General features: G+C 39.6%; 19 protein-coding genes. 7 read left to right on the forward strand and 12 right to left on the reverse strand.

Annotated elements, in window-relative coordinates; genetic code table 11:
- Positions 1-51 precede the first annotated feature (51 nt).
- The 3 genes from QL984_RS16460 to QL984_RS16470 all read left to right on the forward strand — a co-directional run bounded on the left by QL984_RS16460 (position 52) and on the right by QL984_RS16470 (position 2,634).
- Entirely contained in the window at positions 52-1,212 is a 1,161-nt protein-coding gene (locus tag QL984_RS16460) for a hypothetical protein (RefSeq protein WP_290172979.1), read from the forward strand.
- 194 nt (positions 1,213-1,406) lie between these two features.
- Entirely contained in the window at positions 1,407-1,982 is a 576-nt protein-coding gene (locus tag QL984_RS16465) for a hypothetical protein (RefSeq protein ID WP_138764223.1), read from the forward strand.
- A 124-nt stretch (positions 1,983-2,106) separates the two neighbouring features.
- Entirely contained in the window at positions 2,107-2,634 is a 528-nt protein-coding gene (locus tag QL984_RS16470) for a hypothetical protein (protein WP_138764224.1), read from the forward strand.
- Positions 2,635-2,834: 200 nt separating this feature from the next.
- Here the strand turns inward: QL984_RS16470 and QL984_RS16475 are convergent, their stop codons facing one another.
- From QL984_RS16475 to QL984_RS16510, 8 genes are read right to left on the reverse strand one after another with little or no spacing between them, the layout of a single operon-like run.
- Positions 2,835-3,167, reverse strand: a complete 333-nt coding sequence (locus tag QL984_RS16475) for a DUF6488 family protein (RefSeq protein WP_126873588.1) — start codon at positions 3,165-3,167, stop codon at positions 2,835-2,837.
- A gap of 41 nt (positions 3,168-3,208) precedes the next feature.
- Positions 3,209-3,733 (reverse strand): hypothetical protein, encoded by a 525-nt coding sequence (locus QL984_RS16480; protein ID WP_126873590.1) that lies wholly within the window; start codon positions 3,731-3,733, stop codon positions 3,209-3,211.
- Positions 3,734-3,776: 43 nt separating this feature from the next.
- On the reverse strand, positions 3,777-4,472 hold the full coding sequence (locus tag QL984_RS16485) for a HupE/UreJ family protein (protein ID WP_126873610.1): 696 nt from the start codon (positions 4,470-4,472) through the stop codon (positions 3,777-3,779).
- Positions 4,462-7,605 (reverse strand): CusA/CzcA family heavy metal efflux RND transporter, encoded by a 3,144-nt coding sequence (locus tag QL984_RS16490; RefSeq protein ID WP_126873592.1) that lies wholly within the window; start codon positions 7,603-7,605, stop codon positions 4,462-4,464. Before QL984_RS16490 ends, QL984_RS16485 begins: the two co-directional genes overlap by 11 nt.
- 10 nt (positions 7,606-7,615) lie before the next feature.
- Complete coding sequence (locus QL984_RS16495) at positions 7,616-8,848, reverse strand: HlyD family efflux transporter periplasmic adaptor subunit (RefSeq protein ID WP_126873594.1); 1,233 nt, start codon at positions 8,846-8,848, stop codon at positions 7,616-7,618.
- A 16-nt stretch (positions 8,849-8,864) separates the two neighbouring features.
- Positions 8,865-10,190, reverse strand: a complete 1,326-nt coding sequence (locus QL984_RS16500) for a TolC family protein (RefSeq protein ID WP_126873595.1) — start codon at positions 10,188-10,190, stop codon at positions 8,865-8,867.
- A 13-nt stretch (positions 10,191-10,203) separates the two neighbouring features.
- Positions 10,204-11,193 (reverse strand): M56 family metallopeptidase, encoded by a 990-nt coding sequence (locus tag QL984_RS16505; RefSeq protein ID WP_126873597.1) that lies wholly within the window; start codon positions 11,191-11,193, stop codon positions 10,204-10,206.
- 2 nt (positions 11,194-11,195) lie between these two features.
- Positions 11,196-11,579: a BlaI/MecI/CopY family transcriptional regulator gene (locus tag QL984_RS16510; RefSeq protein ID WP_028834938.1), complete on the reverse strand. Its 384-nt coding sequence runs from the start codon at positions 11,577-11,579 to the stop codon at positions 11,196-11,198.
- An 84-nt stretch (positions 11,580-11,663) separates the two neighbouring features.
- Here QL984_RS16510 and QL984_RS16515 point away from each other — a divergent pair, with 84 nt between their 5' ends.
- Entirely contained in the window at positions 11,664-12,017 is a 354-nt protein-coding gene (locus QL984_RS16515) for a DUF3147 family protein (protein ID WP_130051661.1), read from the forward strand.
- 112 nt (positions 12,018-12,129) lie between these two features.
- On the opposite strand, the gene QL984_RS16520 is transcribed toward QL984_RS16515, so the two are convergent.
- The 4 genes from QL984_RS16520 to QL984_RS16535 form a co-directional block, all read right to left on the reverse strand.
- Positions 12,130-13,986: a hypothetical protein gene (locus QL984_RS16520; protein WP_138764750.1), complete on the reverse strand. Its 1,857-nt coding sequence runs from the start codon at positions 13,984-13,986 to the stop codon at positions 12,130-12,132.
- The gene (locus QL984_RS16525) at positions 13,979-18,082 is read right to left on the reverse strand and encodes a hypothetical protein (RefSeq protein ID WP_138764751.1); all 4,104 of its coding nucleotides are present in this window, start codon (positions 18,080-18,082) and stop codon (positions 13,979-13,981) included. Before QL984_RS16525 ends, QL984_RS16520 begins: the two co-directional genes overlap by 8 nt.
- A gap of 310 nt (positions 18,083-18,392) precedes the next feature.
- Positions 18,393-19,652, reverse strand: coding sequence for a site-specific integrase (locus QL984_RS16530; RefSeq protein ID WP_138764752.1), 1,260 nt, complete (start codon positions 19,650-19,652; stop codon positions 18,393-18,395).
- A 204-nt stretch (positions 19,653-19,856) separates the two neighbouring features.
- The gene (locus QL984_RS16535) at positions 19,857-20,717 is read right to left on the reverse strand and encodes a YicC/YloC family endoribonuclease (protein WP_128583660.1); all 861 of its coding nucleotides are present in this window, start codon (positions 20,715-20,717) and stop codon (positions 19,857-19,859) included.
- Positions 20,718-20,896: 179 nt separating this feature from the next.
- On the opposite strand from QL984_RS16535, the gene rph reads away from it, so the two are divergent.
- The 3 genes from rph to QL984_RS18490 all read left to right on the forward strand — a co-directional run bounded on the left by rph (position 20,897) and on the right by QL984_RS18490 (position 22,507).
- Complete coding sequence (gene rph, locus QL984_RS16540) at positions 20,897-21,610, forward strand: ribonuclease PH (RefSeq protein WP_008111261.1); 714 nt, start codon at positions 20,897-20,899, stop codon at positions 21,608-21,610.
- A 14-nt stretch (positions 21,611-21,624) separates the two neighbouring features.
- Positions 21,625-22,269: an orotate phosphoribosyltransferase gene (gene pyrE, locus QL984_RS16545; protein WP_128583659.1), complete on the forward strand. Its 645-nt coding sequence runs from the start codon at positions 21,625-21,627 to the stop codon at positions 22,267-22,269.
- Positions 22,270-22,381: 112 nt separating this feature from the next.
- Positions 22,382-22,507: a hypothetical protein gene (locus QL984_RS18490; protein WP_356946137.1), complete on the forward strand. Its 126-nt coding sequence runs from the start codon at positions 22,382-22,384 to the stop codon at positions 22,505-22,507.
- Positions 22,508-22,784 lie beyond the last annotated feature (277 nt).

A 22,784-nucleotide genomic window follows, 5' to 3' on the forward strand; every position in this document is an offset into this window, starting at 1 on the left:
TTTTTCACCCAAATTTGTATGCTTATTAGCATAACATTTCTTTCTTAATGGGTGGCCAAAATCACTGTACCACTACACTCGTTTTACAAACCAAATATTCCAGTAGATTTTTCCGTTAGTCATCAAGCAATAAAAAATGAACTAATCAAAGAGGAACTCTATAGGAATAGCTCAGCTGAAAAGGAAGAACTTCAAAATATTTTGTACGTTGACGTTATTGTTCAGCGAGTTCGTCAGCAAAGACTTATGACTAAAAATTACTGTGCCAACACACTTTTAATGTTAGAGCATTTGGGCTGTGAAATTACTTATGGAAGTAACTTTGAGGAACATAAAGAGCTTGCAAAAAAAAGGCTATCAAATGCTGAAGCAGCGTTATCTGAACAATATCTTTTAATTAACTTGGAAGAACCTGTTTCTGAACATAAGTACTTGAAGCTGTTATCTAATTCTCATTGGAATACGGAAGAACAAGAGCAGCTAATCTACACTTATGAGCTTATAAATCACTACCAACTTCATAGTCATCCGATGCTTATTGAAGAAGCATTAGCGTTTGACAGCTTTGGTCAAGGGCGCCAGCATATCTCTAATATTGAGCTGATAAAAAGCAATATAGAATTTAAAGAAATAGAGCTGGCTTACAAAAAGTTGGTGTTAGGAAAACTGGCGAAGATAACAGGATTACTCGAATCTGACACACCAGAGTGGACCAGCCATGACGCAGTGAGTTTTGTTAATTGGTTAGCTGAAGAAAAATTGGTTCTTAATGGTATTTTAGAGCCAGTAGAGAAATATTTTGAAGTGGTATTTAATTACACAAAAATATCAAAACCTCAGCCTGCAAGCACAATAAAAGCACTATTAGAGAAAGGGTTTGGCGTCCGAGTAGTGAAGAAAAAAGAAACGAAGTTTATTAACGGTAAGCGACCATATTATTTCAATATTAATCATGCAGACTTAGAGAAATTAAAAGCAGCTACAAAACTAACATCAAATGACCAAATAGCGAGAGCACAAGGCTTACTTTATTTCTATAAGCAATCGTTTCCTGAATTTAAACTCGAAGACACAGAAATTAAATCTTGCGAGCCAAAACAGTTAGAGAGATTATTAAAGTTTGCTCAGAACAGAGCTTCGTATTACGACTACTTCGATGAGCGAATAGTAAGAATACAATCTGAAGCTTGTGAGTATTGTGTTGCAAACTGAGTAGCGTAACTACAATGATATAGGGGACAGGACTTTATCTGACAGGCTAATTTGAGCGAGGAACGGACATTTATCTCGACTGTTACTAACTTATCTACATAATATACTTTATGTGATTAACCATTTTAGCCGCTTGAATTTCTGGTTGATTCACCCCACTTTATAATTAAGCAAATTAGTTAAAAGGACTTAATATGCTTTTCAATAATATTTCTGCTTTTGAACAAAGAATGATTGCTCAAGTAGTAGATGTAGCGTTTTTTACTATTCAATATCACAATTGTGCAATTGAAACGGCTTACTCAAGAACACAAAAGAAATTTCTTTTTGCATTCGTTGACCATAACTTGGGTTTTACTTGCTCTTTAAATGGAAATCATGCAAACGGTTACATCAATCACCGCGATGCAGTTGAACAGCTAGCCGCTTGTCGTAATCATGGAGTGTTTGATCCTATCCATTTCTACGAATTTCTAGATAACCAGTTACCTCATGTAAATTTCACAGAAGTCACTCCGATACAGTACGCTAGAATCGTTGGTAAAGCGGTTTCAAATTTTGAAGATAGGATATATTTCAATCACTGGCGCAGAGCAAAAATCTCTGAACAACAGGAAAAGAAAACGATTGAACTTATGGGGAATGAGGTTTTGAAGTTTTGTAAGGATAATGGACTTACTCCTGTATTTTATCCACACCCTACAAATAGAACACTTCAAGTCTTTTCTGATTTTAACCAAGACTATTTGAATCATGGTTTAACTCAATAAGTCCTTTTTATAACTGGTCGTTTAAACGTTCGTGGAACAGTTGGCTCGCACTTGTTCCTCGAACATTTTAGCCAAGTGTTTCTTGTCGCTTAACGAATCGTAATACGCATTTAAGGATTGGAGTATGAGTTATTATGAGGTGCTCGAAAAATTGTCACAAGAGTATCCAGTATTAATAGAAGACCTAATTGCTACAGATGACCTTGAGAGATGGGGTGTCATAACTAAAGCACTTTCTAAAGATGATAAATCTAAAATCTATGATCTGGCAGAGCCGAAGTGGATTGAGAGAAAAGTATTAGATGGGACATTGTTACTTCACCCTGATGTTCGCACTGAATTAGCTGCTCGCGATTACAAGCCCCTGAGCATTCATCGAAAAATGATCTGGGCTAGTGTTTTGGTGATGTATGACGGCTTTGATAGCAAAGAACGATATAATCGTATTAAAAATAAGATAATTAAGAAACACAGTAATAAGTGGTGGTTTGATGTTCATAAACGAGTCAAACCGACATATGCGGCTAAAAAGCGAATCGAGAAACAAGCTTTGGGCAATGTAACCTCTTTTGCGACTCAAAGTAGTTCATTTTTAGGTGGTGTTGTACAAGATTACCGAGATGATGCTTTAAAAATGATTCCAAAAGAATAAAACGCATAACAAGAGGCTGTGATGTCCAAAATCTGCTTTTGGCACTGTTGAGAAAGTGGGCTTAGGTCGTGAAGCTGATGATCAGACAAAATCGTTTTTGGACAGAAATGAGTTAGAGCCGACCAGTGGCTCTGTGCCAAAAGCGGACTTGGTACAAAAACAAAGGCACCTCATGTATCAAAAGGTGCCTTCTTATTTTGTTAAAAGTTGTTTTTATTTTTAACCGCTATAACTTGACCATTTTTTGCAATTTGGAAGTAAAGCTTATCTTCGTTGCTAGCATTAGATGCACTAACTACGTAGAAATTGTCTTCAACGCTAGCAATCGAAAGTTGCGACTTATCAATATTTTTCCATGACTCATCTAACTTACCAACTTCAAAACCAGCGTCTTTAAATGTCATCTTTTGAATATGTGTTGCAGCGATGCTAACAGCTTTCTGACCGCTGATGACACCATGATCTCCATGTGCCTGTACATTACTAGTTAGCAAGGCACCACAAAGCGCAACGATTGATATTAGTTTGTTCATTTTAGTCTCCATTTTGTATGAAATTCGTAAAGTTAAATTCGTTATTGTTTAAGGCCAATAACTTCGTATTGCCCTTTGACCATTAGCTGTATTGAAACTGGCTTGTCTGATTTGTTTTTCCAGTACCAGCCATGAGAGCCTTCAAATGGCGTGGTATAACTACCTTTCATTTCATTAGTAGTAGCAATAACATAGCTTTCAAAATATCCCGTTGTGTCACCTTCTGGCTCACCATGTAAATCGAAGTACAATGGAACACCATCGGTTAACCATTCATAAGTCATTTTTTCATGCTGCTTCATATAAAATTTATATTCGATGCCGCGTCCCGCAGGGACTGTCACTTCTATTGTTTGAAACTCATCCGTGCCTTTAGTTGTCTCTAATGACGTTGTTTCCACTTCAGCCGCTTGTGCAAGTGCTGTTAAACCTAACTTGTTTCCAATACCTGTCGGATCGATGTTGTACTCTGCTGGTAAGATAAAGGTAACCAGTGCAATAGCCGCGACAACGACTGCTGAAATACTCGCTTTAACGAGTGTTTTGGTACTAACTGTATGTTGCATAAAATTCTCTTTTATTTCTGTATTTCTATAAGTTAAAAATCGATTAAATGGTAAAGTAACCAGCAAGTTGTAAGCCCATCAACATCACACCAGCACTCATTAGTGCGGTATTTGTGACTGTCGAAAAGCGTTGAAATGAAGGCAGTTTTCGCCATGCATTTATCATGATCAAAATAAGTGCGAGCGCAGCAAATTGACCAAGTTCAACACCTAAGTTAAAGGCAATCAGGTTGGTAATAAGACCTTCATCAGCTAGGCTAAACTCTTGTAATTTGGTAGCTAAACCAAAGCCATGAAACAGACCGAAAATCAGCACCGCCCATTGGGTATTAGGCTGCCAATTAAAGCAAAGCTTAAAGCCACCTAGATTATCGAAGCCCTTATAAATTACGGAAAAACCGATAATGGCATCAATTAAATAAGCATTGACCTGTATGTCACTTAACACACCAAATAACAGGGTTGTACTATGCCCAATAGTAAACATGGTGACGTACAACAGTACGTCACGGCTACGATATAAAAAGAAGATAACACCGACTAAAAACAGCAAGTGGTCATAGCCCGTTATCATATGCTTAGCGCCTATATATAAAAACGGGATAAACTGTACTCCATTATTTTGCTCTAAAAATGCTCTGGTTTTATCATCGACTCCGTGAGCAAAAGCTTCGATACTGACAAGCGCTAACAGCGCAATCGTCAGATAAGTCAGTACTTTAATCATGTTACTTGGCATCTTGAGACTCCAATACTTCAACATCAGTCAAAATAGACTCCTTTTCTTTATGTAAAATTCTGTATAAGGCAGGGATGACAAACAGAGTCAAAATCGTTGACGAAATAATGCCACCAATGACTACTGTTGCCAGAGGCCGCTGAACCTCCGAGCCTATGCCTGTATTTAACGCCATAGGAATAAAACCTAATGAAGCAACGAGTGCGGTTGTTAACACAGGTCGAAGACGCGTCAGCGCACCATCAAAGATTGCTTTATCAAGTGCCAAACCATCTTTGCGCAGTTCTCTGATAAACGACACCATAACCAGTCCATTTAGGATGGCGATGCCCGATAAGGCGATAAAGCCAACCGCTGCCGAAATTGAGAACGGAATATCACGTAGTAACAGCGCAGCAATACCACCAGTTAATGCAAGCGGAACCCCCGTAAAGATGATCATGGCATCTTTAAACGAGTTAAGGGCGAGGATTAATAAACCAACAATCATGATTAAAGTGACAGGTACAACAATACTCAGGCGCTCTGAAGCGGATTGCAGTTTTTGGTAAGTGCCGCCATATTCCACCCAATAACCAGCAGGTACTTCAACGTTTTCATTAATGGCTGCTTGTATGTCTGCAACAAAACTACCTAAGTCCCTACCACGAACATTGGCAGTTACTACCAATCTACGTTTACCATTTTCACGATTTATTTGGTTAGCACCCGATATCAGCTCAATATCAACCAATTCTTTAAGTGGTACTGTATGTCCATCAGCCAACGTTATCGGTAAATAAGGTATTGAATCGATATCATTACGTTTGGACTCTGTGAGCCTTACTACAATATCTGAGCGCACATCGCCTTGATAAAACTTACCTGCAACTGTACCGCCCATAGCCATTGCCACTTGAGACTGTACTTGGCTAATACTAATACCAAACTGCATCAGTTTTTCACGATTTGGCACAAGATTAAGCATGGGTAAACCAGTGGTTTGCTCAACTTGTATATCTACGGCACCTTCAACCTGAGAGATTGCACCCTCTATCTCACTGCCTAACGTAGTCAACGTATCAAAGTCATCACCAAACACTTTTATCGCAAGTTCAGCTCTCACCCCAGCTAACAATTCGTTAAAACGCATTTGTATTGGCTGTAAAAACTCATATCGGTTCCCCGGAATTGGCTCTACTAGCGCGGCTAACTCTTCTACAACTTGAGTTTTTGTCTTATCTGGATCAGGCCACAACTCGCGAGGTTTCAGGATAATGAAGTTATCTGCGACACTTGGCGGAACGGCATCAGTTGCAACGTCGGCAGTGCCTATTTTGGCAAAGACGCGTTCAACTTCTGGCATTTGTTTAATTTTATCTTCTAAAGATTCCTGAAGCGCGATTGCTTGAGACAATGACGTACCCGGAATTCGCAGCGCGTGCATGGCAATATCACCTTCATCCAAATTAGGCGCAAATTCACTACCTAACTTAGTTGCCTGATAACCTGAGAAACCCACTAATACTGTTGCGGCTATAACAACGAACCAACGGGCTTTTAAAACCCAGTTTAAAGCAGGCTTGTAAAGAACAGTAGCACCACGAATTATTGGGCTATGTTTTTCTTTCACAGGCTTTTTAAATAACAAGGCAACCATAGCGGGTACAAAGGTAACCGATAACACCATAGCGCTAAGTAACGCGATAACCACGGTGATCGCCATCGGGTGGAACATTTTGCCTTCAACACCCTCAAGAGCAAAAATGGGTAAGTAAACAGCGGTGATAATAAACACGCCAAATAGCGCTGGACGTATGACTTCCTTTGTGGCTTCGAACACGAGTTCCATGCGTTCTTTTAGCGGCAGAGGTTTGTTTCCTGCTTGACTTAGCCTGCGAAGACAATTTTCCACGATAATAATGGCACCATCGACTAACAAACCAAAATCTAACGCGCCTAAACTCATCAGGTTAGCACTCACGCGAGTTTGTACCATACCTGTTACTGTCATCAACATGGCAAATGGGATCACTAAGGCTGTTAAAAATGCAGCCCTGAAATTACCCAGTAGCACAAAGAGTACAACGATAACCAATATCGCCCCTTCGATCAGGTTAAGCTGAACCGTTTGTAGCGTTTTATCTACTAATTTAGTGCGATCATAAACAGCAGTTGCGACTATACCTTCTGGTAAAGTGGCGTTAATTTCCTTGAGCTTTTCTCCCACGGCATGAGCTACTGTGCGGCTATTTTCGCCAATAAGCATAAATACCGTACTCATCACCACTTCACGACCATTTTGTGTAGCAGCGCCAGTTCTAAGCCCTTTGCCGTTTTCAATATCGGCTACGTCTTTTATATAAATTGATGAACCATCAAGCGACTTAAGCGGAATATTACCAATGGCAGTCATATCAGTAACCTGACCGGGCAGCCTTAACAACCACTGTGCGCCATTTTGCTCAATAAAGCCTGCACCTTGGTTTTGGTTGTTTTGCGAAATTGCATCAACCACATCGGCTTGTGACAGCCCAAAAGCAAGTAACTTTTCAGGTTTGAAAGCGACTAATATTTCACGCTCAAATCCGCCTATCGGGTTCACTTCTACTACACCCGGCACCCGCATTAACTGTGGTCTTATTGTCCAGTCATGTACGGTTCGTAAATCCGTTGGTGTAATAGGCGTGCCATCAGCATGTGTAGCATCAGGCTCAGCATCAACAGTGAACATGAATATTTCACCAAGACCTGTCGCAATTGGCCCAAGTTGAGGCTCTAAGCCCAGCGGTAACTCAGCGCGTGCCGCTGATAAACGCTCATTAACAAGCTGACGGGCAAAATAGACATCAGTATCATCACTGAATATTGCAACCACTTGAGATAGGCCATAACGAGAAACTGAGCGGGTATAGGTTAACCCCGGTAAACCCGACAATGCGGTCTCTAACGGAAAAGTTACCCTTTGCTCAACTTCTAATGGCGTAAACCCAGCCGCTTCGGTATTGATCATTACCTGCACATTGGTGATATCAGGCACTGCATCAATCGGTAGTTTGGTAAAATTCCATATACCCAAACCTGACACAGCTAACACCATCACCATGACAAGGAATTTGCGCTTTATTGAAAAGCGTAAAATTGACTCCAACATTTATACACTCCTAGTGATCGTGTGATGCGCCAGACTTTTCAATGTCGGCTTTTAAGATGTAGCTATTGTTGGTCACGTATTCGGTTCCCGCTTTTAGGCCACCTAATACTTCAATCCATTCGCCTCCAGTGCGGCCCAACTCAAGCATACGAACTTCATACTGCTCACCCACTTTGGCGTAAACAACAGTAAAGTCTCTAAAACCTTGTAAGCCAACACGCTTTACAGCCAGTGGCACATCAATGGTTGCAACTTCAATGTCAGCTTTTACGAAGCCGCCTTCGGCAAGGTTACGACCTTCTAATTCGACCCAAACTATTCTTGCCTGATCATCTCTCACGCTAGGTTCAATAAATGACACCTCACCTACAAGGGGGTCCTCATGACCTTCAATGTTTAACGTAACTGGCGTTTCCAGTTTAACCTTGGAATAATCCGAAGGATAAACCGCTAATTTGGCAATATGGCGATTAAGATTGGTAATGGTGAGTAAGGTTTTACCATTAGTTTGCTCACCCGCGTTTGCGAATAACTGGGTAATAACACCGTTAATGGGCGCTTTAATAACGTAGGGCTTAAGACTTTCATTACTTTCTACTGTGAATAGCGTTTGCCCTTTTTTAACAATTTCACCGTAATTGACGTGTAATTTGGTGATTTCACCATCGAAACGCGCAGCAATGTTTCGCTTAGCGTCCACAGGTAAACTTAATTTTCCATAAGCGGGTATGGTTTGATGAATTGTCGCAGGGCCTGCGATTTCAGTGTTGATTTCCATTGCATCGGCAACTGCCTGTTCAATTGTGGTGCGACCCTCGAAGTTGTCATATCGCCAATTGTACTTTTTACCCTGATAAGTTGCTTCAATGGCAACAACAAAAGAGTGAGGCTCATAAATCACCATATCACCGCGAAGAAAGTCACCTTGAGCATTGAAGTTAATATCATCAGTGCCATCGCCTAGGCGAATTAATTTTACGTTTAAATCGACATTCTTTGGGTCTATAGGTTGTCCATCATTTGTCGCCCAAACACGAAACTCTGGTGGCACACCAGTTTCAAAAATAGAGAGTTCAATGGCAAAATCACCATCTCGTAACATGCGCCCACGGTGTGGACCTTTCTCTGGTTCAGCTTGCTCTGCCGCAGGTGTTGATGCTGCAATAGCATTAGGTGCGACGACACCTGTGAATGAGATAATAATCGCCAAGCTCAATGACGACAGAATATTTTTATTTTTCATAAATTTACTCATGGTTTTACTCGCTATCACTAACGGGCACGCCAGTTAGGCGTTGAATTTCAATATGTTGTAAATGCAAAGATTGATAAGCATCAAGTAACTGATTTTGGGCGCTGAGCAGCTCTCTACGTATATCACTCCACTGGTTGTAGCTAAGCTTACCGATATCAAATGCCTGACTTGCTTCAGTCAATGCGGTTTCTAGTACGGGAATAATTTCAGCTTGAATCGTTTCAATGACATGGTGGGAATGCGCCATTTCTTGTAATAGCACATATAGCTGTGCATCCAGTTTCTGCATTAAGGCTTGTTGCTGAGTTGCCAGTACATCTTGTTTTGCGCGTAAGGCCGCTATTGTTCCTGCATTGCTATTGTCATTCCCCCAAGGAATAGATATACCCGCTACTAAACCAAAGTCATTTGTCGCTTCATATCGTCTCAATCCCGCAGTGAGTTGCCACTGAGGTTTTGCTTCAATGCGTGCAAGCTCCATTTGAGACTGAGCGATACGTTGTTCATTAACAAACTGCTGTATTTGTGGGACTTGCTTAAGCTTGATTAGCTGGCTTTCTACCGAGGGAATTTCCGGCTTAAGCATTAAATTCCCAGTTAATTTAAGCTCAGCCTGAGGCTTGCCCCATAAGGATGACAGTTGATAATGACTAGCTTTTAATTCGTGCTCTAAATCTTCTACAGCGAGATTTCTTCGAACCAGCTCGGCTTGAGCCAAGCGCATTTCAACATTGGAACTTTTACCCGCTTTTACTCTTTTGGCAATAGCGTCAACCACTTCCTGTGCCTGAGACACCGCTAATTGATTGAGTTTCAAGCGCTCTTGCTTTATCAAGATTTCAACAAACTGTTTAGCAACAATCGCAGATAAATCGAGGGCTTTTATTTTTTGCTCTACTATTACTGCATTTGCTTGGCTTTTTGCCGCATTAACTCTGCCATCAATTTGATCTTGTTGAAGCAACCAAGAGTATGTGAGCGTTGATTGCATACTTTGTAATGCGCTATGCTCACCTGTCCCTAACGCATCTTCAATCATTAAACCTATTTGAGGACGCTCTCCAATGCCAGCTTGCTCGATATTACCTTGCCACACAGCTTCTTGAGCTATCAAGGCTTTTAGCTCAGGATGACTTTGTAGAGTCATGGTCACAGCCTTGCTTAAATTTATAACCTGATGTGATGACTGTAATTGCTGCTGGGACTGCGCATTAGCCAAAAAGGGAGTTGATGTTACTAAACCAGCCCCCGTTGTTAAAACTAGACCAACAGCCAAAAACCGATTGCCGATCGGTTTTTTTCCGTTGCTTTTATAAAAATTAAATCTCATTCCATATCCTTAATTAATGGATGAAAAAAGTTTCGATAAAGTGATGAAAACTATCGACAGTGGATGCCGCTAGTACTGGCATAGTTGCCAATAATGCTAGAGTAATGATGATAGTAGTAAGTGACGGTTTATTAATTGGATTTAATAAACCCTCAACACGAAGACTCGTGTAATCATGTCCGAAGTAGCTAACAGACGCCTGATCGCAGTCCGTAGGAAGTGCTTTTTGAAGTCTAGCGACATCAATTAATGTCTGTGCGATATCAAGGTGGTCGTATTCTTTTGTGACCTCATTGTCGGCCATCTTTTCCGTCATTAAGACATATTGCTCGATTAGGGTTTGTTTTATACGTGACGGATAGAAGCTGGCAAGTGCCGTGAAAAGCACTTTAAATAACGGGTCTCTTGCCGTTACATGGGCCAGTTCATGATTAACGATGATATTAAGTTGTTCATCGCTAACTTGGGTTTGTAGTCCGGTTGATACATATATCTTGGGAGATATAAAACCTGTAGTAAAGGCAACAGGCACTTTAACAGGCATCAATAAATATTGATTGCCATTAGTCGTCCTAGCACCTTGTGCATCAGTAAAGCTTAGTAAACTCGATAATGCGATGGACTGTTTGGTTCTAACAAAGGTAGTCTTAGTTACGCGCCAAGCTAAATAGATTAGTGCTAAAAGTAAGGTTAACGCGTGCCAACTTGAAAAGCTAAAAATATCGATATGGTGCCAATGGGCAAAATCTTCGAACCAGCTTATGTTAAAAACTTTATCAAACCCTAACGAGTAAGGCATAAAGTAACCAATACAAGAAAAGGCTATCCACCAAGGTGCACTCACTAGTGACCACAATATAAACTTTTGACTATTAAAACTGACTTGTTTGAGTCTGAACAACACAAAACGAGATACGACAGCAACAGTTGCAATACCGATCACAAATGCAAGCACTGAAACACTGAGCAAATTTAGAACGATTGCCATATCTCCAACTAACATAATTAAGCCCGTTCCTTTCTTAGCTGGCGTTGTTTCTCGATCATTTTTTCTAATGTATCGAGTTGTTCGTCATTAAGCTGTGCCGAAGCAGAACTGAACGCAGCAATTAAGCTATTTTCACCATCATCAACAAAGTCACTGGTTACATTTGAAATAAGTTGAGCAATTAAGCCTTCACGATCTACTCTGGCTGAATAACAATACGCATGGCCTTGTTTAGTGCGTTTAAGTAATTCTTTTTTAAATAACCTATCAAGCGTACTTTGGATAGTATTTAACGAATTACCACGAGCTAACCCCAGTACTTTATGTACTTGCTTTGCATCCGCCTCTTTGACATTCCAGAAATGTTGAAGCACTAATTTTTCTAGTTCACCTAATTGCATAACACTTTACTCTATTTAATTCGCTGGCTATATTGCCACAACAAAAACCGATAGGCAATCGGTTTTTAGATTTAAGGGTATTATATGGGTTGGCTAATAACTAAGTATTTGATCACCGCTACGGTCATTGTCGCGGCATCGGAGCTAGCAAAACGAAATGATAAACTAGGCGCACTCATAGTGGCCTTACCGACAGTCACAATTTTAGCCATGATTTGGTTATATGTTGAAAAGCAGCCGTCAGAGAAAATAGCCAATCATGCTTGGTACACTTTTTGGTATGTACTTCTCACATTGCCCATGTTTTTACTTTTCCCCATGCTGATGCAGCGCTACAGTTTTTGGCTATCGTTACTCATCAGCTCATTAATAACTGTAATTTGCTTTTGGCTGTTTTCTTTATTGCTGAAGCTGTTTGGAATAGATTTGCTTCCTTGAGGTTAACAGCAAGGTCCTTTGTTCACCCCACAGCTGCCATTAGAGTATTTACGTTAACGCGTAATGGGGCAAAGGTGAGTCAGCAGACAACTCGCCTATGGATAGAAACGATTTAATAAGAAGCTCTCAAAACCTCTATAGACCGTGAACATGTATAATATAGATATGGTTCTAAAACGCACAACTCTGTCAGCATCGCGAGAAGTGACCCCTTTACTCCGTCATTTAGATCCAAGCAAACAATCTCAAAAGCCCATTGCCCAATGAACTCAGCCCACTCATCTTTATCATCAAAGGCTGCTGCTGACACCACCCCCACACCGAAGATGTTCTCAGGAGAGTCATTAATGTCCAAAAAGTCTCTATAGACACGACTCAATATCATTACTGATCCTGCAAGCTTCTTACTTCTGAGATTAGCTGCTACTATCGCCAAACCATTTAATAATTGATAAATTATATCTTTATTCACATCACCTTCAATTTGATGCTGTGTACTTTCCAGTAAGGATGTTGCAAGCTCTGCATACTTAGAATCAACTTTACAAATCTGAGTCAAATTTATTAATGCAGTAAAAGCCTCTAAAGAAGCTGTGCCACCAAGTTTTTCTTCCAAGTTTTTCCTGACATCATCTGGAATAACGTTAGGTTCAATATTTCCTTCAAGTGGGCCAGAGAAAAAAGCATTCAAAGGCAAAGGCTTTTCCTTCTCCAATATTTGCCGCAATTTGTTAGAAAATATTTGGTTGTCGCAGGTATTAAATGCGCCAATCAGCCTTCCATTTAGATCATCTTGTAACTGTTGAGCTGAAATGTGTCCGGGTAACCACCTTGGTTCACACCTCAAATCAATAAATGTTTGGCAGTAAAAAACAAGTCCTCTTTGTTCCATCGCCCACTTCTGTACATCATTAAACTGGAAGCCATATTCAACGGCGACTTTGGCAATTAAAGAAGCTTGACCAAAAGCTGCAAAACGCCTGTAGAAAGAGGGCTTTTCTTTAAATATGGATAGTCGGGATAACTCTCCATCGACAAAAACAAATAGAGCACTGATGAGTTTTATTTGCTCATATGTTTCTGGTGAAATTAAGCAATCAAAAGCCGCACTAATTTCTTGTTCAAAAGCTCCAGCTTTGTCGGCTAGCCCCACTTCCATGCATCCAATTAACATAAATGGGTTTTGCCACTTAATAGCATCCTCTATAAGTGACTTGAACAAATCATCATCCAGCTTTTCTTTAGCAATGGCTCTTGATATCGAGGAGTTAGCACAAGCTATAAAATTTAAATAATTAGTGTCCTTATCTTGAAAATGCTCAACCAATTCATTTTCGCAATATTCAACGATATTTTTACTGTCAAAGTAAATGCCAATAAGTCTTTCATAGTACTTGAGGCTTCTAGGCACCAGAGTCTCAATTCTGTTAACGCGTGTTTGTCCTTCATGCCCTAAGACTTGCTCTAGGTAAGTAGGTGTAAGTCTGAGATCTGCAATAAGTTCGGCGGCATCTTCATCACTTAATTCATCGCGTAAAATGGATATCCACCTTTCCGAATCAGCTACTGGTAACCTATATTTTTCCGCCTCTTCCTTAAATAACTCTATCCGTTTATCACTGTCAGGGTTTAATACCCAAAAGAGATCTGTATTAAATTCCTCTTCTTTTCCTGTAATTTTTGTCGATATCGAAAAAGCTGAATCTACACATACTTCCCAATTATTATCTTGTTCACATTTAACTATTGCCGAACCAGTTTTAGAAGCATATGCCTGACGTACGCTTGCCATGATAACAGCCCTAGAAAAAGAAGCTGCTGAGCTGCCAAAGGTTATGGTCGCATCTGACACAATATCAATATCTTTACAAAAATCAGTATCTTTTAAAATTTCGGCTCTTATAGGTTCGGGATACACTCTAAGTAAATGCGCTGCGATATATGCCTTTTCCTCATGGTTTCTATCCATTGCGCTTATCCTCCAACTGGCCTAGATCAGTTTCTACCGCATTTTTAATAAACCTCTTTGATGAAGCCACAACAGTATTAAAGCTAATTGAGTCATCATTTTTTAATGGGTGCAATACATAATCATTTAGCCACTTTTCGTACTCTACTTTTCTATCAGTCTCATCGAATTCAGTCGAGACTATCAACAGGTTTATTCGAAGTGATTCACCAAAATAACCTAAGCCATCTTCATTTCTAATATCGTGACACTGTGCCCAAGATCTAAAGTCAATCAGGTCATAGAGCCAATTGGACCTAGCTATGCGTTCATCGATGGAAATGTTTTCATTCCATTGCCTCTTCAGGATATCTGATAGCTGTTTCAAAGTGTTATTTAGCCAATGAGCATCCCTAGGCAACTTAATCAAGCCGCTTACTTTTAAGAGAGATAAATGCTGCTTTACCAACAAAAGCTCTTTATCCGGACGAAGAACACCATCTTTTACATTGGACTTATCCAAATGATACTGCACCTCTTCAGAACTAGCTGAAATAACACCAAACCCTGATTCCCTAAGTTTTGCCCTATAAACATACTTATCTTCTGCACTTATTTGCCCTTTTAAATGAAGAGTTTCCAATAAATCCAAAGTAGTAAATACTGGTTCAGTCTTCTCTCTTATTTGGATGTTTGCGTTCTGGTTTATCGTTCTATCATCAATCAACACTCCGCCAGTAATACACTTTTTGTGGAATAGCTCACTTATTGGCGTTGATTCAATACGATGTCCCTTCCGCTCGGATGCATCCAACATTTCAGACAACGTAACTTGGCCAGTCTCAAGCCCAGCGTGAAAAGCTACTTTAATCTTATCTAGAACCGAGTCCGCTTTTTGGATAGTAGAATCAAAGTTTCGCAGAGCCTTATACCTCCTATGATCCTCTGAATCTACGTACAATTTGATGCCCGTATCCTTAAACTTATCTAAAACACCTAGAGCCATTAGATAGGTTACAGACAGTGAGTCTAAATACACTGAAGCTGAATCAGAGAGTTCATGCTCCTCTGGCCAAGTTTCACCGTGTTGCTGTTGTTTTAAGTACTGAACCGCACCGCTATGCTCAGTGTCAGTCAATAAAGAAAGTTCTTTAAGCTTCCCAATCAACGTCACACACGAAACTAAGTTTTTATAGTGGGGAGAAAGGTCAACCTCCTCCTGCCTAAAGCTACCTACATGATAAGCAGGATAAGAGCTTACAACTACACATTGTTGCTCTACTGTTTCCCCGTTCACCGCAGTTTCTATCAACATGGCGAGTTCATCACCAACGCTCAATGCTAGCTTAGGGTCTTCAATAAGGCGGGTAGGGGCTACTTGGATACAGTCATCTAATATCAAGCTTTCAAAGTTTTTAGCTTTCGAAACTTGACTTGGTTGATGGAAAGCCACTTTTTGCTTTTCTTCATATAGCCACATGAGCAAAGAATGAGAGATTACAATTTTAGGAAATACTTTGAAGAAAGGGTCTAGAAGTCCCAAGTAGCCTATTGTAAGTACACTTGATACATCCACCGTAATCGATTCTGCGTCTATAAATTTTTCTTCTCTTAAGCTGTGAAATGCTGCAATTGCACTTTTCTTATGAACGCTATTGTTTTTTGTATTTTCAAAAGGCTGTATTAAATAAAAATCAGAAAGACTTCTGTGCAATAGATCAGCTAATAAGAAAATTGGTGCCTCATTGTTTAAATATGCTTTATATACATGATCATTTTGCTCACGTTGTGCATACATCATTTCCTTCATATCTTCGAAGGAGCCTGTATGTATCGGCCCACCATTTTCTGATGATAAAACTGCTGCTCTGTTTAACCACTCAGATGAACTTTTATTATCTTCCCAACCAAGTAAAGTGGCAGTGAAATAGGCAGAAGCTAGAACTTCTGGGTCATCAGGAAATTTCTGGGTAGCGAACTCCAAAATTTCTTTGGCTCTATTTGGTAACTGTGCTTTCGCTATGCTGGCAGTTTGAAGTAACTTAGCTTTGCTTAGCTCTTCCTTTTTCTCCCATCGAGCCTCTACAACAGACGCCAATGCATCCCAATTACCGCTATAAATATTAAGATGAATGTCTAAGGTTTCGACATCTAGCCGTTCATTTCCGATTCTAGATAATTCTTCCGTTAACTCTCTAGCACTTTTCAAATTTCCACTTCTAAACAATGACCACGCCTTGTGAAGTTTCAAAGGCTCACTTCGATCAACTATTTCCTTGTTACCTTCTAAAAACTCGTCCAATTCTATAAATTTTTCATTTTTTGAGTAAGCGTTCGCAAGATTTATTGCATCAGCTTCTGTTTTAGTCTTTTCGAATAGCTCTTTTGCATACGATAAGAACTCATCTTTTGTTCCTGAAACTGAGAGCATTGTTACAAGCTGGGCTAGATCACTTACTTTTCTGGTCTCTTTATATTGCTCTATCGCCAGAGCAATAGGGTCTTCGCCTCTACGTGTAGCAATGATGTTTTTAAGCAGCGGCTTTTGTTCTTCAGGCACTAAGTTGTCACTTTCCAACAAGACTTCTGCTTCATCAACAAGCCCACAACCAGCTAAAACTTCAATTTCAAACATTGTTGCTGCGCTGGGGTTAACTCCTTTTTCAATTTGGGTTCTGTGAGTCCGAATATATTCCAATGCTTCAGTGTAACCCTTTTGCTTATGGGCCAAAATAAATCTGGCTAATCCTAGATCTCGCTTGGTTTCACCGTACAATATAGATAGCTTATCAACTTCCTTCTCAACCTTGTCGTAGTCAACATCTAAGCCAAAAGAAAACGCCAATGGCAAATATTTTAGGGAATCAATAGAATAATCAGAAAAAAAGGATTGCAGTTCCCTCTGTGCATCTTCTTGAGTTTCAGGAGTTTTCAATCTGAGCCAGAGTGAATATTGGTTTGATAACGCAGCTATATCTTTCCCAACATCACAACCTATGAGTGCAGAGCAATACGTAAACATTTTCGCTGATTTTAGTCTCAATTCAACTGATTTTGCATCGTCTGCGAGCGGGTATTTCTCTGCGGCAAACGGCACTTCTAGGATAATATTACGTCTTATTTCAGGAACTTTTACTGAATTAGTCAACAGCGACATTGCGACTGCATAAGATAATCCGATAGATTCAATTTGATTTAAGTCACCTAACTCATCTACCTGCTCCAGAGCTTTTTCCCACTGTTCAGCTTGAAGAAGAGAATTTAGCAACGATTGTTGGCCATCAGTGTCTAATGATCGAATTGTCAGCCCTGAATCAAACAACCATTGAATAGCATCAGTAATTTTTTGCTTTCTTTGTTTAAGCATAAAAACTGCTGAATAATTTAACGGCATTGGCTTATTTAATAATTTGTCTATTGCTTCAGCTTCATTTCCTTCAACGGCTGCTATACACGCTTCAGCAATCTCTGTCTCTTCAGTCCATGTAAGCCTTTTAGACTCTTTAAGGTATGATTTGCTAAGCTCTATTTCTTCAAAGCAAATGTATCTCGACAATAGTGCAAGCGCTTTGGCTTTTAGTAAAGGACTAGCGCCTTTAAATTCACCGTCTAGTATGCTGCCAGCTAATTCCCTACAAGTTTCTTCTTTAGGGTAATTTGCAAAAAACCTAAACTCTTTTATTTCACTTATTTGTTGTTCTATGCTGGCATCTTGGAGATGAGGGGCTGTAAAACCAACTTCCGTAAGCTTCTCGGTAACTTTCTTAGATGTTTCATCAGAAACGTCCTCAACTAACTCGTCGCTAATTTTTGAGCTTTCTAGTGCAAGTTTTTTGTACTGAAAGAATGTTTCAAAACCGTAAATAGCAACGCTTAATAATATGAGTGACCATCCCCAAGCAGCATTTGCTGTAGCTATTGGCTTTTTCCATTGCGGAAACATATCCTGACTTGCCAATACCCAGTTCAGCAACTCAATCCAAAGAGGTTGGCTTAGAAGAGCTAAACCAGTGACTAATATTGGCCCTATGACAAACTTAGCGAGTGATGGTCTGATATAGGAAAAAAGGAAGTCCAATACCTTGTGCAATATACTATTCCAATCAATATTCCTCATAATTCCCTTCCTGACATTTAACAGCTTGATTAAGGCCAACTTTTATTGATTGCGGTTACATACCACTATCTTCAATTTTGTGTAGTAAAACCATACCATATTCTACCAATGTTATGGTTCTCATAATATTTTAACAAGATTGAATTACAATGAATTTTTGTGAAATTACCGGCATATTTCTAAATTGTTTTGGGGCAAAAACGGGTTAGTGCCAAAGTCTGTCTACGGCACATATACGACTGTCAGACTTGATTGAGTCTTGTTAATCGAGTCTGACAGTTCAAGTTAATGCTTAAGAAAGTGATGTTGCTTAACTCAGTAATGGTTTGTATTTTACCAATGGCATTAATCGTTCCGCCAAGTTATTCAAAGCAGCCTGACGTTCTGGAAAAAAACCATAACAATCATAAGTTTGTTCAACACCTTTAAGGCTATGATTCATACACTTCTCAGCTACCTCTCTCCTTGTTCCTATTTTTGACAATAAAGTGCGGAAAGTTCGTCTCAAGTCGTGAATAGTAAAATGCTCAACGTCTACATTTGCCATATAATTTGGTCCCGGTTTTCTTTTGCCATAGGCAACTCCGAACAAACTGGCTACAGCATCATTAAGGGTGTCACTTGCAATATGCGGCTTTTTACTGGCCTTCCGTTTTGGAAATAGGTACTCGGAATTGCCGCTGAGTAATTTGAGATCCTGAAAAAGAGATACAGCTAAATCAGGTATGGGCACAATCAGTGAAGCTTGAGTCTTCGTAGCGGTATCCAGTAGCTTGAAAGTTTGGCGCTTTAAATCAACTTGTTGCCATTTAGCCGATAACAGTTCCATCTTACGAGTCCCTAAAATTAACAGCAGGACCAATGCAATATATGAGGCGGTCGGGATCTTATGTTGATGCTCACGAAAAATAGAAAATGCATCTTCTATTTCATGTTCTTCTAAAAATCGTTGACGCTTTTTGTCTGCGCCTCCAGCATCTTCTGACTGTGAAAACTCTTGTGCAATATTACAAGTGATCAGTTTATATTTTGTAGCAATTTTAAAGACGCGTTTAATAAATAATAGAACCTGATTGGCGACAGAGGGTCGCCCGGAATCTAATACTCGTTGGATGACATTATCGATATCGTAACTATGAATACGATCAATACGTATAGCGCCAAGGTGTGATTTAATTTCATTGTTATAAACGCGTTCATAGATGTAAGTGGTCTTGATCTTATTGCGCTTTTTCTCAAGAAACTTTTGTGCACAGTCATCAAACGTGATGAGCTTGGGTTGTTTTTGCCGCTCGATATCTAATTTAGGATCAATGCCATCATTGAGCTTTTTACGACATTCAATTGCGGCTTTTATGGCTCCTTCAAGGTTGAGAAGCTCTTCATGATCAGTACCATAAGAACCGATCTTAAACTGTCTTCGTTTACCGTATAGTTGATACCTGATGATCCAACTCGCTTTACCCGGAGATTTAACATCAAGATATAAGCTTGGATAGAAATTTTCAAAAGTGGGGTTACCGAGTTTGACGAGTTCATCTACTCGGTTTCGTTGTTCCAATATTGACATAAGCTCACCTTTATTTAATCAAAAAATGTGGTGAGTAGATGAAGAGATAAACACCAAAATGAAATCGAAAAAGTCACCACTTTGGTCACCACTTGACTGTCAATTTGGACCGTTTTTTATAAGCTTGCTTAAATATTTGGAAGGAAAAGCCTAAAATATCACGTTAAATTGCTATTTTAGGCTTAATTTATACTAGAAAACTTCTTATTCTATGTTTTGGATCTGCTCACGCATTTGCTCAATCAGGACTTTTAGCTCTACAGCTGCGTTGGTGATGTCACTATTGATAGATTTAGATGCTAACGTGTTTGCTTCACGGTTAAACTCTTGCATCATAAAATCTAAACGACGACCACAAGCTCCACCTTTATTCAAAATTTTGCGTGTTTCTTTAACGTGTGACTTTAAACGATCAAGTTCTTCTGCTACATCTTGCTTTTGTGCAAGGTAAATCAGTTCTTGTTCAAGGCGTGACTCATCAATATTTGTTGTTAAATCTTCAAGTTTTTGTACTAACTTTTCACGTTGCCATTTAGTAATTTCTGGCATATGTGCTTCAACAATATCAACTTGCTCTAAAATGGCGGTTAATCGTGTAGTTATCATTTCTTCAAGGTTTGCACCTTCATCGCCACGCGCAGATTTAAAGTCTTCAATTACTTGGTCAAGACCACTAATAAGAGCTGTATTTACACTATCCATATCAATTTCTTGTGCTTCCATAACACCAGGCCAACGTAAAATATCCACAGGGTTAATGTCACCACTGCTTTGTTGCTGAACCCACTTAGCACTATTAATTAACTGCTCCGCCAGCGACTGATTAATTGATAATTCACCAACATGTGCAGGGTTTGCGACAAATTTTAAGAAAACTTCTACCTTACCACGCTGTAAGTGCTTACGCAGACGCTCGCGAATAACGGGCTCCATGCCACGAAATTGCTCTGGTGCACGAATAAATGTTTCAAGGTAACGTTGGTTCACTGAACGAACTTCCCACGTGCCAGTGCCCCATTCGCCTTTAATTTCGCGACGCGCATAAGCTGTCATACTGTGGATCATGGATGATTTCCTACATTTTTAAATACAATAGTGTAATGATTATACCGTAACACTGCTTAAGCTCTAAAGAAAATTTAACCTACTGAGTGTTTTTTAAACACACTTTAATCTAAATCAACATGGCATCTGTATTCACATCCACATATAATGTGGCAAATTCAGAATTAAGGGGATCGTCAATGCGTCCAAGCGAAAGAACACCTAATCAAATTAGACCGGTTACGTTTACACGTAACTATACTTTGCATGCTGAAGGCTCAGTATTAGTAGAGTTTGGTAACACTAAGGTACTTTGTACCGCGACTGTTGAAGCTGGCGTGCCACGCTTTATGAAAGGCCAAGGTAAAGGTTGGGTAAACGCAGAATATGGCATGTTACCGCGCGCAACACACACACGTAACAGTCGTGAGGCAACGCGAGGTAAACAAGGCGGTCGTACAATGGAAATACAGCGTCTGATTGCTCGCTCTTTACGTGCAGCAATAGATCTAAAAGCACTCGGTGAAAACACAATTACTATTGATTGTGATGTAATTCAAGCTGATGGTGGTACACGTACAGCATCAATTAGTGGTGCATGTGTCGCACTCGTTGATGCACTTACTTACATGCGTGCAAAAGGGATGATTAACTCAAACCCACTTAAACATATGATCGCGGCTATTTCTGTTGGTATATATAAAGGCCAAGCGATTAGCGATTTAGAATACCTAGAAGATTCTGACGCTGAAACTGACATGAATGTAATTTTAACTGAAACCGGTAAAATTATTGAGGTACAAGGAACCGCTGAGGGTGAACCTTTCTCGTTTGACGAACTTGATGAGCTACTTACACTCGCTAAGCATTCAATTCGTGAAATTATTGATGTACAAAAGCAAGCACTAGCATAAATAGGTAACTGGCAATGAAAGAATATCAAAAAGAGTTTATTGAGTTTGCTTTAGAAAAGCAGGTATTAAAGTTTGGCGAGTTTACTTTAAAGTCTGGCCGTACAAGCCCATACTTTTTTAATGCAGGTTTGTTTAATACCGGTCGTGATCTTGCTCGCTTAGGTCGCTTTTATGCAGCGGCACTTGAAGATGCAGCAATTGAATATGATGTACTATTTGGTCCTGCTTATAAAGGTATTCCAATTGCAACAACAACCGCAGTTGCGTTAGCTGATCATTATAATAAAGATGTACCTTATTGTTTTAACCGTAAAGAGAAAAAAGCACACGGTGAAGGTGGTAGCTTAGTTGGATCTGAGCTTAAAGGTAAGATCATGTTAGTTGATGATGTGATCACCGCCGGTACAGCTATTCGCGAGTCAATGGAAATTATTGCGGATAATGGCGCAGATTTAAGTGGTGTTTTAATTGCACTTGATCGTCAAGAAAAAGGTAAAGCTGAGCTTTCAGCTATACAAGAAGTAGAGCGTGACTTTAATACTCAAGTAACTTCTATTGTTAAATTGGCTGATCTAATCAGTTACCTTGAAAATCAAGGAACCATGGATGAGCATTTAGCGGCAGTAAAAGCATACCGAGATCAATACGGTGTAGCATAAGTAAGAGCCTCGCAAAAGCGGGGCTTTATTTTGTTTAAAATTTAGCAGAACTCGCACGAATAGTTAAAGCGAGTTAATTCTCATAGTCGAGTGATTAAATCCAACTATAGCCATAAAAGCATTAGCAGATCGTATAAGTACAGAGATTAATGTTCCATCGGATCAAGCTAAAGATATAAGATCTGCAGAGGTTACTCTCCTATTGGTGATCATGATGATCATTCTTTCACACATTTAAGGGCTACCTCACAGTTAAACGCTTAAATACCGCGTTTATTGTTAATAAATTGATAGTTATGTTGTGTTTTTAGTATCTATCGTTTAAATATCCAGCGAACAGTCATTTATTTCAAGTTTTCTTCAAAAAAGGGTTGATCTGTTTTCGGATCTCCCTATAATGCGACCCCACAGAGACGGCAGACAGCAACGCTTAGCGAAGCACGAGCTACTCAGTGAGTCGAGTAAAACTTAGTTTCGAAAACTTTCAAGTTTAACAAAATTAAGTGTTGACAAAA

The sequence above is a fragment of the Pseudoalteromonas sp. APC 3495 genome (assembly GCF_030407645.1).
GTDB classification, from domain to species: Bacteria; Pseudomonadota; Gammaproteobacteria; order Enterobacterales; family Alteromonadaceae; genus Pseudoalteromonas; species Pseudoalteromonas tetraodonis.

What these genes read in the sequence shown, in the direction of transcription:
- QL984_RS16515 (WP_130051661.1), top strand. Translation starts at nt 11,664, where the DNA reads ATGGGTTGGCTAATAACTAAGTATTTGATCACCGCTACGGTCATTGTC.
- QL984_RS16500 (WP_126873595.1), bottom strand. Translation starts at nt 10,190, where the DNA reads ATGAGATTTAATTTTTATAAAAGCAACGGAAAAAAACCGATCGGCAAT.
- QL984_RS16525 (WP_138764751.1), bottom strand. Translation starts at nt 18,082, where the DNA reads ATGAGGAATATTGATTGGAATAGTATATTGCACAAGGTATTGGACTTC.
- pyrE (WP_128583659.1), top strand. Translation starts at nt 21,625, where the DNA reads ATGAAAGAATATCAAAAAGAGTTTATTGAGTTTGCTTTAGAAAAGCAG.
- QL984_RS16465 (WP_138764223.1), top strand. Translation starts at nt 1,407, where the DNA reads ATGCTTTTCAATAATATTTCTGCTTTTGAACAAAGAATGATTGCTCAA.
- rph (WP_008111261.1), top strand. Translation starts at nt 20,897, where the DNA reads ATGCGTCCAAGCGAAAGAACACCTAATCAAATTAGACCGGTTACGTTT.
- QL984_RS16490 (WP_126873592.1), bottom strand. Translation starts at nt 7,605, where the DNA reads ATGTTGGAGTCAATTTTACGCTTTTCAATAAAGCGCAAATTCCTTGTC.
- QL984_RS16530 (WP_138764752.1), bottom strand. Translation starts at nt 19,652, where the DNA reads ATGTCAATATTGGAACAACGAAACCGAGTAGATGAACTCGTCAAACTC.
- QL984_RS16520 (WP_138764750.1), bottom strand. Translation starts at nt 13,986, where the DNA reads ATGGATAGAAACCATGAGGAAAAGGCATATATCGCAGCGCATTTACTT.
- QL984_RS16480 (WP_126873590.1), bottom strand. Translation starts at nt 3,733, where the DNA reads ATGCAACATACAGTTAGTACCAAAACACTCGTTAAAGCGAGTATTTCA.
- QL984_RS16505 (WP_126873597.1), bottom strand. Translation starts at nt 11,193, where the DNA reads ATGTTAGTTGGAGATATGGCAATCGTTCTAAATTTGCTCAGTGTTTCA.
- QL984_RS16470 (WP_138764224.1), top strand. Translation starts at nt 2,107, where the DNA reads ATGAGTTATTATGAGGTGCTCGAAAAATTGTCACAAGAGTATCCAGTA.
- QL984_RS16495 (WP_126873594.1), bottom strand. Translation starts at nt 8,848, where the DNA reads ATGAAAAATAAAAATATTCTGTCGTCATTGAGCTTGGCGATTATTATC.
- QL984_RS16535 (WP_128583660.1), bottom strand. Translation starts at nt 20,717, where the DNA reads ATGATCCACAGTATGACAGCTTATGCGCGTCGCGAAATTAAAGGCGAA.
- QL984_RS16485 (WP_126873610.1), bottom strand. Translation starts at nt 4,472, where the DNA reads ATGCCAAGTAACATGATTAAAGTACTGACTTATCTGACGATTGCGCTG.
- QL984_RS16475 (WP_126873588.1), bottom strand. Translation starts at nt 3,167, where the DNA reads ATGAACAAACTAATATCAATCGTTGCGCTTTGTGGTGCCTTGCTAACT.
- QL984_RS16510 (WP_028834938.1), bottom strand. Translation starts at nt 11,579, where the DNA reads ATGCAATTAGGTGAACTAGAAAAATTAGTGCTTCAACATTTCTGGAAT.